Source organism: Burkholderia sp. KL41, assembly GCF_057005415.2.
Map to the genome: position 1 here is coordinate 581,355 of NZ_CM174447.1, position 14,054 is coordinate 595,408.

The 14,054-nt window shown below is 54.9% G+C and carries 13 protein-coding genes and 1 pseudogene; 8 read left to right on the forward strand and 6 right to left on the reverse strand.

Annotated features, from left to right (window positions below; genetic code table 11):
* Positions 1-285 precede the first annotated feature (285 nt).
* Together PQB87_RS20195 and PQB87_RS20200 are read right to left on the reverse strand one after the other, a co-directional pair.
* Positions 286-444 (reverse strand): annotated as a pseudogene (locus PQB87_RS20195) (IS5/IS1182 family transposase); the annotation flags it as partial.
* A gap of 75 nt (positions 445-519) precedes the next feature.
* Positions 520-921: a hypothetical protein gene (locus PQB87_RS20200; protein ID WP_489243571.1), complete on the reverse strand. Its 402-nt coding sequence runs from the start codon at positions 919-921 to the stop codon at positions 520-522.
* 305 nt (positions 922-1,226) lie between these two features.
* Here PQB87_RS20200 and PQB87_RS20205 point away from each other — a divergent pair, with 305 nt between their 5' ends.
* The 5 genes from PQB87_RS20205 (at position 1,227) to PQB87_RS20225 (ending at position 6,424) form a co-directional block, all read left to right on the forward strand.
* The gene (locus tag PQB87_RS20205; RefSeq protein ID WP_011546999.1) at positions 1,227-1,598 is read left to right on the forward strand and encodes a BON domain-containing protein; all 372 of its coding nucleotides are present in this window, start codon (positions 1,227-1,229) and stop codon (positions 1,596-1,598) included.
* Positions 1,599-2,182: 584 nt separating this feature from the next.
* The gene (locus PQB87_RS20210; RefSeq protein WP_489243573.1) at positions 2,183-3,214 is read left to right on the forward strand and encodes a LysR family transcriptional regulator; all 1,032 of its coding nucleotides are present in this window, start codon (positions 2,183-2,185) and stop codon (positions 3,212-3,214) included.
* Positions 3,215-3,474: 260 nt separating this feature from the next.
* Positions 3,475-3,849, forward strand: coding sequence for a response regulator transcription factor (locus tag PQB87_RS20215; protein ID WP_012339456.1), 375 nt, complete (start codon positions 3,475-3,477; stop codon positions 3,847-3,849).
* A gap of 39 nt (positions 3,850-3,888) precedes the next feature.
* Entirely contained in the window at positions 3,889-5,787 is a 1,899-nt protein-coding gene (locus PQB87_RS20220) for a sensor histidine kinase (RefSeq protein WP_011547002.1), read from the forward strand.
* A complete protein-coding gene (locus PQB87_RS20225; protein WP_011547003.1) occupies positions 5,780-6,424 on the forward strand; it encodes a response regulator transcription factor in 645 nt (214 codons plus the stop codon). Before PQB87_RS20220 ends, PQB87_RS20225 begins: the two co-directional genes overlap by 8 nt.
* A 151-nt stretch (positions 6,425-6,575) precedes the next feature.
* Here PQB87_RS20225 and PQB87_RS20230 read toward each other — a convergent pair whose 3' ends face one another.
* A complete protein-coding gene (locus tag PQB87_RS20230; protein WP_011547004.1) occupies positions 6,576-7,901 on the reverse strand; it encodes an MFS transporter in 1,326 nt (441 codons plus the stop codon).
* Between the two features lie 1,110 nt (positions 7,902-9,011).
* Between PQB87_RS20230 and PQB87_RS20235 the strand changes: the two genes are divergently transcribed.
* Complete coding sequence (locus PQB87_RS20235) at positions 9,012-10,376, forward strand: FAD-dependent oxidoreductase (protein WP_011694841.1); 1,365 nt, start codon at positions 9,012-9,014, stop codon at positions 10,374-10,376.
* Between the two features lie 894 nt (positions 10,377-11,270).
* On the opposite strand, the gene PQB87_RS20240 is transcribed toward PQB87_RS20235, so the two are convergent.
* The 3 genes from PQB87_RS20240 to PQB87_RS20250 are packed head-to-tail and all read right to left on the reverse strand — an operon-like array spanning position 11,271 to position 13,149.
* Positions 11,271-11,897, reverse strand: coding sequence for a hypothetical protein (locus PQB87_RS20240; RefSeq protein WP_011547007.1), 627 nt, complete (start codon positions 11,895-11,897; stop codon positions 11,271-11,273).
* Between the two features lie 48 nt (positions 11,898-11,945).
* Entirely contained in the window at positions 11,946-12,833 is an 888-nt protein-coding gene (locus PQB87_RS20245) for an ImmA/IrrE family metallo-endopeptidase (RefSeq protein WP_489243578.1), read from the reverse strand.
* Positions 12,826-13,149 carry a helix-turn-helix domain-containing protein gene (locus tag PQB87_RS20250; RefSeq protein WP_011547009.1) on the reverse strand — a complete coding sequence of 108 codons (324 nt, stop codon included), beginning with the start codon at positions 13,147-13,149 and terminating at the stop codon, positions 12,826-12,828. The genes PQB87_RS20245 and PQB87_RS20250 overlap by 8 nt, the downstream gene beginning before the upstream one ends.
* Positions 13,150-13,395: 246 nt before the next feature.
* Here PQB87_RS20250 and PQB87_RS20255 point away from each other — a divergent pair, with 246 nt between their 5' ends.
* Positions 13,396-13,668: a DUF3892 domain-containing protein gene (locus tag PQB87_RS20255; protein WP_226161399.1), complete on the forward strand. Its 273-nt coding sequence runs from the start codon at positions 13,396-13,398 to the stop codon at positions 13,666-13,668.
* A 29-nt stretch (positions 13,669-13,697) separates the two neighbouring features.
* Positions 13,698-13,904, forward strand: a complete 207-nt coding sequence (locus PQB87_RS20260; protein WP_077179465.1) for a DUF2188 domain-containing protein — start codon at positions 13,698-13,700, stop codon at positions 13,902-13,904.
* Positions 13,905-14,054 lie beyond the last annotated feature (150 nt).

Sequence of the window (14,054 nt, forward strand, 5' to 3'; positions counted from 1 at the left end):
CGGCGTCGGTCTCATGCGAGTCGGTGTGCCATGTCCGCACGCGGTTGCCCGCGAGCGAATTCGGGGATGCACAGTGCTTCTACTCTCCGGGGGGGCGATGGCGGCCGCGGGACTTCTACCATTCGCGGCAGCCGGGTGGGGTGATCACGTCGACCGCAGGTTGGCCCAATCACGGCCGAGAATATCGAATAGCCCGTCGTATATCGTTGAGCAGTTCGGCCGGACCGTTGCCATCAGCAACATCCTATACGCCGGTAGAATTCGAGTCGTTCTCTATAGGCTGATCAACGGGCGGCAGCCCCATTTCGGGTAGTACGGCTCGGTTGCCGTCAGCAATCTCGACCACGGATCGAGTTTTTACACCCGCCCGAGGAAACGCGGACACCGAGTCACACGTATTCCGTTTGCGCAAAAATTGGCTTGCCGTTTCGTCGTCGTGGGCATGTTCCGTAAAACATCTCCGACAACGCTCTCGGCTGCGTCGAGGATGACTATCAAGCTAGGCGAATCAGTGCTTCGTTAGTGTGGTGTTCTGTGGGCGTCGAGCGATTGTGCACCGAACGAATCGGGATTACTGATCTGATGCAGCATGTAGATTCCGGTGGACGCTTTGATTACCACGCCAACACACAGCACGCCAGCGAGGACGGGAGAGAACGTCGCCAAGCATGGCAGTGAAAAACCAACGGTAATGGCGCTGATTCCGCATGCGAATGCAAGGATTCGGATCGCAACTACATACCTGGAAAACGCGCCGATGATCAGCGCAAGCCAGATTGCGCGCGCGACAATCATGGGAGCGAGTTCACTCTCATTCTGCATATAGATCGCGTCGAGCAGAGATTCAACGCAGAAGAACAGCGTGAGTGCAATGAGTAACCAAATTTCGTATATGCGGAATACGGTCTTTGTGGTTTTCATTCCCATGCCTGACAAGATGTTGGGATATGGCAAGGTACCAATACGGATTGTGATTGACTATTGTGCAAATGTTCTGTTGAACATATCCTAAAGAATTGTGTGATATATACCATCGTATATCCGTGAGAGAGGATGGTTTGGGGCAATCGACCTCGACGCTGGTTTGGTTGTTGACGAATTGAGTTTTCGACGTGGACGTATATAAATCGTGAGCAACGAATCTTATGATTCACGTGGTCAGCGAGAAAGCACTAGGAAGCTCGAAGGCTGATTTGTCTATCCATTGTTGAAACTAGGGAACCAGCATGAAAAATACATTTACCTCAATTCTCGCGATCACTTGCCTGGCATTTTGCGTCAACGCATCTGCAGAGAGAGGTCCGGATACGGGCTACGTTCCGGCTGTCGTGACGGGCACTGCGCATGCGGCAAATCCTCGGAAAGAACAGCGCGCAGCGGATCGCCTATTGGCCAAGAAGGTGCGGCGCGCTCTGTCGGCTACGCCGCACCTTGCGTCGTCAGACATTACCGTGCTTGCTCGACACGGCATCGTGACGCTGATCGGCCACGTCGATGAGGAAGCTCAGATTCAGCTCGCAGAAGCGAGTGCGCGCCAAGTCGTCGGTGTCACGTCGGTAACCAACAATCTGAATATCGGCATCGAGACTCGGAATTGAACAACGTTTGCTTTTGCCAGTGATGTCGTTCAAAAACGACATCGTTGTATTCGAGACCGGGTCCGCGGGAGCGAACCCGGCTGCACGCCTGGCAGGTATTCAGTTCAACACAGGTTCATTTGGTTGCAGGAACCTGGAGCCGCTGCCCGGCGAAATGGCACCTGACGCACAGCCTCAAATTCGGGCTGGACTTGCTGTCCGCGGGCATCGCGAGCGAAGACCCGCTGTGGCTGTTTTCGACGTCGTGAGCGCGCGAGGATGTCGTCCGGCCGTCCACGCAGGTATTCGATAGATTTCGCTGCACGCAATTGTTCGCGCCACCACTCATTGCGCTCGTCTTACCTTGTCAAACTCCACGCCGGGGCAAGGTCTCGCGTCTCGCGATGGGTTGTGACGTGGTGCGGATACACGTCACGTTGGCAGACGGATGTCGGACCGAAGCCGGGTGGCGTTTTCGCGCGACAATGAATTAATGACTTAACACCATCGTATGTGACATTGACTCCCGCGAGGTAATGGAGTGAACGGCCGCTGTTCCATAGACTGGATTCGTGTTTCTTCACTCACGAATCCAGGAGAAAAGTATGGACCGAATCCTGCAGGCAATGTCGATCTTCACTCACATCGCGCGCGTCGGCAGCTTTACAGCGGCGGCTGAAATTGCGGGTATGAGCGCTGGATCGGCCAGCACCCTTGTTCGCCAACTGGAAGCCCACCTCGGCGTGACATTAATGCAGCGCTCCACTCGCTGTATTCGATTGACGGCAGAAGGCAGTCAGTATTTCGAGCATTGTGAGAGGATACTGAGCGAAATTTGCGAAATGAAGGAGCAGCTCAGTGGGACGGGTAAGATTGCGCGCGGCCACCTGACTGTGGACGTCGACCAGGAAGTGGCCCATGCGATTCTGCCTTTTGTCCCGGAATTCAAGGCGGCATTCCCGGAGGTGGCGCTGCGCATCAACGTCGGAGGCGATCCAGACGGTTTGATTGCCAACGGCGTCGACTGCGCTGTCGTGGTTGGCCAACTCGCGGATTCGTCTCTCCGCAGTCGGCGCGTCGGTAGCTTTCACGCGCTGACGGTTGCGAGCCCTTCGTATCTCGCGCGGCATGGGATACCGCGGGATCCGGAAGGGCTGCGAGATCACGAGATAATTCATTACACGCCACGACGCTTCGGGCCGACGCGCGAATTTCGATACATGGTCGGAGGAGAGGAGGTGCGTCTGAAGTTCCCCGAGCGCATCTCTGTAAACGATGCCGGATCCGCGATTCGTTATGCGGTCGGCGGAGTCGGAGTCGTTCAAGTTTGCGAGCGAATGGTATCAGAAGAAATTTCCGCCGGTCGACTGGTAAGCATCCTCGAAGAGAACTCTCCTCCGCCGCAGCCGATCTCGGTTCTCTATAGCGATCGAAAGCATGTTCCCATGTCCGTCAGGGCGTTTCTTGATTGGATCCAGGAACAACTTCAGTGGCAGGGTGCGGAGGATTCGCGGGTGCAGATATCGGCGCAGGCTGAATCATTTGATGCGCCCCTTCGTAGGGTTGTCGGCATGAGCCATATGGGTGCGTTGCCCATTCGGCATGTTGGCCACGACGCATTGGTGCATCGTATGTGATGGACATGGGCAAGCGTTGAGGCCGGATGGATTGTGACGGGTGTTGATCTCGTGTGCCGTGAGAGGCTGACCGCCTTGCGGGCGGCCGTCGGCGGCTTCTGCGCCGCCTCATCGTTTCATCGGATAACGCCGAGGGTAGCGCTCATACATACGTATAGTTACCGTGATCTCGACCGCGAACTACCATTCGCATGGGGCATCGACGCTGGGCGCCGAATTTGCGCCATCCTTAAGGCATGGAGGTAAGGAACGTTGCTCTTATGGCAAATCAATCAGTAGTTTCAATTATCGACGACGATCAATCAGTTCGTAGAGCAACCGGCAGTCTTGTGCGTTCGCTCGGGTGGGAAGTCAGAACCTACGAATCGGGGGAAGAGTTCCTGAGTGCAGAACGAATCGCGGACGTTGCGTGTATCATTTCGGACGTGCAAATGCCCGGTATCTCGGGGTTGGAAATGTACGAGATGCTGCTTGAAAGAGGCGTAGCTCCTCCTGTCATTTTCATTACATCGTTTCCATCCGAAGCCACTCACAGGCAGGCGATGAAGCTTGGCGCGATTTGCGTTTTCAGCAAACCTGTTGATCCGGTTCAGATCGAACTTCGCCTCGACGACATCGCCTCACCGAGTGCATGAAGTTGATCCTCAGGATATCGTTTTGAAGCAAAAGGTCATATGGATGATGATCGTCGCAGGAGCGAAAGCAGCACCATAAGTGCGGGATTTGCGTCGCGCTCTGATGCGAACATGGGGGCCGCGAAATTCAGCGACAATGAGGAAGATGTCTTGGAGAGAAGACAGCGGGTCGTCTACCTCATTGCTACGCTCCTCGCCGTTTGTATCTTTATCGCCGATGCATTCACGCCAATCGATGTTGCGGTGGCTGTTCTTTACGTTGTCGTGATACTACTAGTCGCGTCGGTCGCGTCCCAGGCCGTGACCGTTGTAGTGGCATGGTCATGCGTTTCCATGACTGTCCTGGGTTTTCTGCTTGCACAAAGCGATCAAACGGCGATCAGTTCCCTGGCGCGTTGCGGGCTGAGCGTGCTAGCCATCGTAACGGTGTCTGCTTTGGCGCTGCGCAACCAGAGCAATCGACTCACCCTCCAGAAGCAGATCGATCTGCTCAACCTTACTCACGATGCGGTCGTCGTGTGCGGACTGGACGGTCTTATCAGTTTTTGGAGTCGCGGTGCCGAGCGTCTTTACGGCTGGAGCGCAGCCGAAGCAGCGGGCAAGGCGTTCCATGAACTCACTGCCACGGAATCGCAACTGCCGGCGGCCGATCTGTTAAGCAGAGCCATAGAGGATGGTAGCTGGCAGGGGGAGTTCACGCGAACCTGCAAGAACCGCGCGAGAATCATCATCTCCAGTCGCTGGACGATATCGAGAGATAAATCGGGCGAACCCGTTGCGGTTCTTTCAACTGACAGCGATGTCACTCAAGCGAGATTCCTGGAAGCCGAATTGCGGCAGCAGAAGGAAGAGTTGATCGCGACGATCGATGCTATTCCGAGCATGGTTTGGAGTACATCCAACGACGGTCGCATCGTTTATTTGAACCGTCGTTGGTCGGATTACGGCGTCAAGGTTGCCAGTGACAAGGACGTCTGGCGCGACATTATCCATGCCGAAGATATCGGCGTGCTGGAAGCCGCTTGGCGTCAAGGAATTTCCGCCGGAAGTAGCTTTGAAGTGACCGTGCGTGTGCGGTTGGGCAACGGTGACTATCGGTGCATGATGATCGGCGCGGCACCGATGCGTGACGCTAATGGCGAGATCGTTCGATGGTACGGCGTCAATACGGACATTGAAGAGCGCAGGCTCGCGGAGCAGGCTCTTGAGCGCTCTAGGGCGGAGCTTGCTCACGTGACTCGTCTGACGATGCTTGGTGAACTTGCCGCATCGATCGCACATGAGGTCACGCAGCCGCTTGCCGCAATCGTGACAGCGGGCGAGGCGGGCATGCGTTGGATCAAGCGCTCGCCTCCCGACTTCACCGAGGTTCAGTACGCGCTCGGGCAAATGACTCACGATGCGAGGCGTGCGACGCAGGTCATTCATCAGATCCGCTCGATGGCGCAACGGCGGGATCCGGATATGATGTCAATCGACCTCGTTGCCGTGATCGAACAGTCGGTGGATCTGGTGCGACGAGAACTGCAAAGTCACCAGGCCGAAGTGTCGCTGTCGTTTTCGCAGTCGGTGCTCTGGATTACTGGCGATCGAGTGCAAATTCAGCAAGTCGTCATCAACCTGCTGATGAATGCAATTCAAGCGATGGCCGTTGTGACGGATCGCACGCGAAGGCTGAGTGTTTCAGTTCAGCGATACGAGGGCGACAAGACGCTCATTGCGATCGAGGATTCCGGGCACGGCATTAGCGAAGCAGATGCGAGTATGTTGTTCACGCCATTTTTCACAACTAAAAAGGAGGGGATGGGAATGGGGCTGTCGATTTGCCGATCGATTGTCGAGGCGCATGGTGGCCGTATCTGGGCCGAATCCCGGGGGAATAACGGTGCGACCATGTGGTTTGTTTTGCCCATTAACGGTGGGGGTGTCCATGAGTGAGGCGACACCACAGGTAGTGAAGCAATCGATCGCTTATGTTGTCGACGACGACGATTCCATGCGGTCGGCGCTCGGCATGTTGCTTCGGTCTGTTGGGCTGCGAGTCGAGCTATTCAGTTCGGCGCAAGAATTCCTCGCCTTCGACAAGCCGGACGTATCCAGTTGCCTTATTCTCGATGTGCGGCTCAAGGGGCAGAGCGGGCTCGTGTTGCAGGAGCAGATCGTTGCCGGCGACATGGGGTTGCCTATCATCTTTATCACGGCGCATGGTGACGTTGCCATGTCGGTCAAGGCGATGAAGAATGGTGCGCTGGATTTTCTTTCGAAGCCGTTTCGCGATCAGGAAATGTTGGACGCAGTGGAGGGGGCGCTACTGAAACACGAGGCTCGTCGCAGGACGGATGGACGGGTTGCGGAGGTGAGACGTCGCTATGAATCGCTGACCCCGCGTGAGCGGGAAGTCATGGGCTTCGTCGTGCGGGGGTTATTGAACAAACAGATTGCTGCGGAAATGGATTTGAGCGAGATCACCGTCAAGATTCATCGCGGGAATGCGATGCGCAAGATGGAAGTTCGCTCGCTGGCCGAGTTAGTGCTCGGGGCAAAACTGCTGGGTATTGCTCCCGCTGACGACTAAGTCGACACGCCGCGTGCCGGATATCGCTTGTCGATCATTCACGCCGCTAGGCGGCATGATTCAAATGCACATAGGCGATGATAATGTGGAAACGTAGCGCGGTTGCGCGGTGTTTCGGAGTTGAGCCCGCCTGCGGAGCGGGCCTTATTTCCTAGCGATTGACCAAGTGCTTCGGTAATAAGAGTGTGAGAATTAGCCCGAATAGAAGGCATGCGATGATGCAATAGATCGCCGGTACGAAGCTGCCCGAGGACTGTTTCAATAAGCCCACGACATAGGGGCCGAAGAAGCCGCCTATATTGCCTATTGCGCTGATCCACGCGATGCCGCTCGCGGCATTGCGGGGGGAGAGGACGGCAGTTGGCATACCCCAGAATATTGGGGGGATGGACAATAATCCCGCGTTGGCAATACAGAGCGCCGCAATGCTCAGCCAAAGCGTGCCGTGCCAGACAAGTGCGAGAGTCAGACCTGCGGCGGCCATCAGGAATAATGCGGCGACGAGCAGCCTGCGCTCCCTGCGACTATCGGCCTTCCGACCGGCAATTATCATTACGATAACGGCAACCGCATTGGGCAGCGCGGCGAGGAGCCCGATCAAGGAATTACGCTCTACACCGAGCGATTTGATGATGGTTGGCGCCCAGAGTGTGTAGCCGTAAATTCCAAAAACATCGAGAAAATAAATAATTCCAAAAATCCAGAAAATCTTGCTTGAAAAGATATTGTTCTGATTTATTGATGCGGCTATTGACTTGTCCTCTTCAAGCGCGCTAATAAGGTAGTTACGATCTGATTCGGATCGGTGGTTTCCTTGGGTGACGTCGTCTTCCAGATATTTCCAGCACATGATAGCGGCGACGAAGGCTGGAATTGCCTCGATGATCAACATCCACTTCCAGCCGGCGAGGCTCAGAAGACTATCGAGATATTCCATGATGAATCCACTCATGGGGGATCCAATCAGGCCAGCCATTGGGAGTGCCGTATAGAATATGGACAAAATTCGTGCTCTGTGGAAGCGCGGGAACGACTGAGAAATATAATATACGACACCCGGAACGAGGCCGGCCTCCGTTACTCCGAGGAGGTAACGCATGACATAGAACTGCTTTGGTGTGGCAATCAATGTGGTTAGAGCCGAGACGATCGCCCACGCCAATATAATGCGTGTCAGCCATCGTTTTGCCCCGACCTTCTGCAATAGCATGTTGCTCGGAACTTCAAATAGTACATAGCCCAACGCGAATGTGCCCGCACCAAAACCGAAAACGGCATCGGTAAATCCCAGGTCCTGGCTAAGCTGAAGTTTAGCGAAACTTACGTTGACGCGATCAATATAGGACGCAAGATACGCAAACATAAAGATCGGCAGAACTCGCAGCGCGAGTCGCTTGAAAATGCGATCGGCTCTGGCTGCATCGACCGTGGTAATCACGGGCAAGGAATCGGATATTCCCGTAGCGTTCAATTCCAAGTGGTGCTCCCGAGGGTCGAATAAGATGTCGTATGTCAGTTGTTGCAACAGACTCGGTAACGCGGTATCGGCGTGCCTCGTGATCCGATCGAGAACGGATGTCTGTATGTGATCCTTGTCACCACATTCTCAGACTGAATCCGTGTTCAGAGAATCGAGGGCCTGATGGGCGATTGTCATGCGGGGATGTGCTGGGCCATACATAAGGTAGCGTCGCTGTCGGCTGATAGCACACCAATAAAGTATGTGCCATGGTGAACAATAGGGCATGACGTTCGAGTCCTTAAGGACGGCAACCAGACCGTGCAACAATCGTAAGGCTAGTGGATTTTACTGGATCTTGGTGCACATTGGTTTGCGATCTTTGCTGCTTAGTACGATTTTCCTTAGGGCGCTTTCGACCACATCAGCAACGCAGGCATCGTTCCAATCCTTGCCGTGTATTAATGTTGGCTTGATGGTCGAAATCACAGCGTGCTGCATGGCTTACTTGAATGTGTCGACGAGTCGCCGGCGATCGCTGACGGCTCAATTTGTGCGTCGGACTCCCGTACTGTTGGAACGACGGATGCAGGAGCGAAGGGTACAAGGCGTGGAATGTGTGGGGCTTGACGCGGAGTCGTGCCATCACATGGGCGGCAGGACGTCAGCTATGTTATGAGCGTGACGCATCCTTTTCGATTCTCGGATTGTACGTATCTGACGAGTACGACCCGACAAGCCGAATAACGACTGCGCGCCAGACATGGGTCGATGATCGAAGCGACTAGACTGAGGCCGGCCTGTGCGCTGCGGGGGTGGATCGAAGCGATCGCTGGCGGGCTTATACCTAGGTATGTACGATGCGAAACCAACGTAAACACTGGCTGCTTCCTTTCGACGATATATCAACCATGCGATTGGATATAGAGTATCGAAGGATGCAGATAAAGGAAATTGTAGTTCGTGATTTTATTCTGGTATCCAAAATAACTTACCGTCACGACTTGTGAGTGCGCGAGAGTTCCTCTTCGTGGACACCGATGTATGAGGTCATTTCGTTGATGGGGGGGCTCGTGCTTGCTTCGAGTCGCACACGATCAATCGGACGGGCAATTTTCGGAGTTGATAATGTCTGACGTAAAGCACTACGAATATCTATTTCTCGGTGGCGGAAAGGGGGGGAAAACTCTCGCGATGGATATGGCGCGCCAGGGGAGGCGCGTAGCACTCATCGAGCGCGGAATGATCGGCGGGTCGTGCATCAATGTCGCCTGCATTCCAAGCAAAACGTTGATTCAAAACGCTCGGCAGGTTCACGGATGGCGCGAAGCGGCCGGTGATGCATCGATCATGGCCGATATGGCGAACGTGTCCGAAAATGTGCGCGGTGTCGTCGACGGCATGATAAAGATCAATCGTGCGGCCTTCGAAAAGTCTGGTCTGGATCTGATCACCGGCACCGGTCGCTTCATTGCACCTCGTACGATCAGCGTCCGCACAGAAGACGGAAGCGAAGCAATCTACGAGGGCGAGAACGTTTACATCAATACGGGTACGGTTGCTCAGATTCCGAACGTGCCCGGCTTGCGCGACGCGCAGCCGCTGACCCATGTCGAAGCACTCCGCCTCGACGAACTTCCTGAGCATATCGTAGTGATTGGTGGCGGTTACATCGGTCTGGAAATGTCGCAGGCCTTTCGTCGGCTCGGGAGCGCTGTCACGCTGATCCACGATGCGCCGCGTGTCGCGATGCGAGAAGACGAGGATGTCAGCCGCGAAATCCAGCAAGCGCTCGAGGCGGACGGAATCAAGCTCGAACTCCAATCCCGAATTGCGAACGTTCGCGGGACAAGTGGCCAGCAAGTTACCATCGAGCTTGCTGATGGCCGTGTCGTCGAGGGGTCACACTTGCTAGTCACTACCGGTCGCAAGCCACAGACTGATGCAATTGGTCTCGACCTTGCGGGTGTGGAGGTGGATGGGCGCGGGATCATCAAGGTCGACGAAAAGCTGGCGACGACAGCCCCGCGCACATGGGCAATTGGCGAGATCGCGGGTACGCCGATGTTCACTCATGCGTCGTTTGATGACTATCGGGTGCTGAAGGCCGGCATCGAGGGGCGTTCCGTCAGTACTGCTAATCGTACGATCCCGTATGCACTCTTCATTGATCCGGAACTGGGTCGTGTCGGCCTGAACGAGGCCGATGCCAGGGCCGAGGGGATCTTAGTACGTGTCGCGAAGCTGCCCATGGCGGCGGTTCCTCGGGCCCGTACGAACGGGAACACGCGCGGTTTCATGAAGGCGCTGATTCACCCTGAGACTGATCGAATCCTCGGTTTTACGATGGTCGGTGCAGGTGCTGGCGATGTGACGACCGCCGTCCAGATGGCGATGCTTGGAGGCCTATCCTACCGAGCGGTTCGTGACTCGATTATCGCGCATCCGCTTTTGTCTGAAGGCCTCAATCTATTGTTTGCCACGCTCGACTGAATTGGCGAACAAGTTTGAAATGCCTGCTTTGCGCCCCAGAGTTCGTAAGGAAAGAGATGAGCGATTTTTCGCCCGATCAATAAAGAGAAGTATCGGGATGGAATTTTCTAAACCTAAGAGTCTGGGGCGTGGAAATTCGACAGAAGGTTATATTGGGCGTGCACAGGATCTGTGCTGTCGGAGGTGTCTGATAAGAGTGGTCCACTCGAGACTGTGGCAAGGTCAATAGTTCACCGATTACCTTTTGCTGAGTCGGTGAGTTAGAGCCTCTTGGTCGGATCTATCTCGCAGGCAAGTACCTTCCTGATCCAATGATAGTGAGGGATCTCGATCCTCGAGTCATCGCAACATAAAGTTCTTTTGCATCAAGCGCATCGGCATCGAGGATGACTGCATGGTCGTATTCCAAACCCTTAACCAATAGTGTTGTCCCAATGAGCTTTGGATGATTAATAGGTCGCCCAGTGTGCCTCATTTCGCGCTGGTACAGGTTCACGGCCTCCAATAGGGTTGTCGCTTCTCCGTCAATGTGGATCTTCAGTACATTGAGGAAGCGGTACAGCAGATCGCGACGGTAAGCTGATGTCTCAGGATTGGCCATTAACGCCAAGAAGAGTGACTTGAGATGGCCGCTTGTTGGTGTGGTCAGGTACCGGCCTCGACCTGCAGGGTGTTGTCCCGAACGACACACCGCCCCCCGCTGTAAACCTCGATTGGCCACCCCACGATCTCGCGTCCCTCATACGGCGTATCCGCACTCAAGCCGGTTACCCTGTCCGACTTCGGAAAGGTTTGACGTATCGGCATACTTGAGAAGATTGTGATGAACACTGTCACGCCTGCCCTTCGAGTACATCGCTCGTAAATTAGTGGGCTCGTCTGAACTGGGCAGTTTCAAGCACCGACGAGTTTCTTGACATGAAACATCACCTTCGCTGCGACTTCAAATAGATCGTGTGCAGTAATCCGATTCTCTTCTGATATCTGGAATATCTTGTCGTGCTTGCCAATACCCTTCTGGCCCGGATCGGGATAGCGGCCCGCCCAATATACGAAGTGTGTGAGAAGTTCAAGTGTTGCTAGTTCTTTGGGGGAGAGGTCATCGATAAAATTCGCGAGACGATGAAGTTCGTGATGCTTGTGGTCACGCTCAGCTTCAGAGTACGCGGCAACTCCTGCACGGAGGATGATCATCGCTTTCAGGCAGACTTCCAAGCTATAACCAACCAACATGAGGGCGACTGCGCAGTACTGAGAATCGCAAATTCCCCGCAGTTCGGTCGGCATGTTGTCGAAATTCGGTTGCTGTTTTACGAGCGTTACCGCTGCCTGAGCCATCGCCTCGGCTTGAGTCAGCCACAAAATCGGACTCTTTAGATCGTCGCTGCTGGGAGCATTGGTCGGATCGACGTCAGCACCATGGGCTGCGGCCAGCATCGCCCAACGGCTCCATCCGGAGAGGCTGTACCCGGCTGGGTCCTGGATGAACATCTCTCGATTCGGCAACATTGGATCGAACATTCCGGTTTCCTTTGTAATTTGTGGTGATACGGTAGAACACGCACTAAGCTATTGGCGCGTCCAGTTCAATCCTTTCGCTCGTTCAGTCAGAAAGTCGGCCGCGTCAGAGGGCGCATCCTCGGCATGTTCGATATGTCCAGGCGACACAAATCGAACCAAGAAGATGGCGAGGTCGAACTGGTCGGAGACGATCAGAGACTCTTCTGCTTCGAACGATGGGTGCCACACGCCTGCGGGCACCGTAACGATCCGGTCTCTCGCGGCATTTGCTTCTGCCAAGCGCTCGACTGACGCGGAGGGTACGGGTGCTCCTGGAGGCATGTAGCAGCCCAACTTCGATGCGCGGGCACTGGGGTAGCTCCAGCATATGAAATCATCCCGCGCAACCACGAGCATGGCTGTTTCGTCCGTGATGTCCAGCCACTTCAATGTGGTGGCGGTGAACGATGTGTCGTACCGAGAAGCGCAGTGGCCGAGCAGATCAACCGTAATCGGCTGTCCGGAAATTTGTTGCCGAAAATCGTCCGCTGGCATGAGCAGGAACGACGCAAATTTGTTGGCTTCCGATTCCTGCTTTTTCGACTCCCCTTCGTTGTAGCCCATCGTTTCGAGTTGGCCACACGTAAAGGTATCGCGCATCGCTCGATGCAAAAAGTAGTGGCCCAGTTCGTGCCCCAGCGTGAAATTGATACGTCCGGGGATGGTTACCGCCGCGTCATATGAGATGCACCAGTCGCCCTTGCTTTTTCTCTTTGAGAGCATGCCGTCGATGCCGGCAACACCGTGAGGCTTGATGACGCCAACCGGGTCCGAAAATTTGGCCTTGGTTACCTCAAGCGCGAGCACCTGTACGTCGACCGGGAAAGATTGACCACTTTGCGTCCACAATTTCGACAACTGGATACCCCACGCGGCTGGCGTCGTCGGCTCACTCATCGTCGTCTATCGCCTTGAGAAATTTTTCCAACTGGGCACGTTTAGTCGCATCAAGGCGACCGATACGCCTGAAAAAAGCCTCGTCTACATCCGATTGCGATGCTTCCTGCTTCTCATCGTCCAGCAAGAATTCCACTGTCACGCCCAACACCGCCGCAATCTTAGAGATCTTGTCTGCAGACGGGCGCACTACGGGGCGATTTTCTAACTCCCAAATGTAGCTCTTACTTGACTCTGTCTTCTCGGCAAGCGCATCCAGTGTCAATTTCAAACGTTTGCGCTCGGCTCGAATCTTTTCGCCCAAGGGGGTTGCCACTTCACTCTCCTGTATAGATCGCACGCTCGCTGGCGGCCGATGATGGGAACGCGTCACGCGAATGGGTAGGGGCCCCCCATTCTTGACTACCCGATGTTCAGAGTAGGCGCACTTTTCATGCTTGACAAGTGAATTCGAGGCGCCTATATTTTTTGTGCGCCTACTCCGAACATTTTGTTGGCGCGTTCCTCAATTTTTGAAGAGGTGCCAACCATGGCAAGGACTTTGAAGTGCGTAGCGAAACGGATGGGCGGCGGTGCAGGCCACGAACACATCACGCATCTGTGGTGGCAAGTGTGGGACGGCGATCGAGCTGTCGGTGAAAGCGGGGTTTTCACTCGCGATCAAATGGTCTCGTACATCGAGCGTCAGGGGAACAATTCCGTCTGGTGCCCGGATCGCAACCCTCAACGACAAGGAGCATGGGTACACGTCAACAACAACGGGAGGACCAAGTATGTGCAAACGGTCGCCGATGGGCGCTGGACCGACAACTTGCTTGCGCTTCCTGACCGGTAAGCAACTTCAATCAGCTACGGAGTAGACCAATGACCAACAAGATCTTTGTTGAGCGTCGCCTCGATGAAGGCGATTACGCAGTTCGTCGTCCGAATTCGCAACGGGCAAGTGCAACTGCCACGACGCAACGCGAAGCGATTGAACGTGCACGCGAACTCAACCCGAGCGGCCCTGTGCTGGTGGAGCGGGTGCGTACTACGAGTGCCGGGAAGCCGGACAAGTGGCGGAAGCCTTGACGGATTTGATGATGGTTCCGGTCAATGCTAGTCCCGCCGACTAGAGTTGTGAGCGGAGGTGGCGTGGGAGGCCACTTCCGCTATAGTGCTCGGCCTATCTTGACGAAAATCGATCGATAGACCGCCCCATCTTGGGAAGAATCAAGCCTA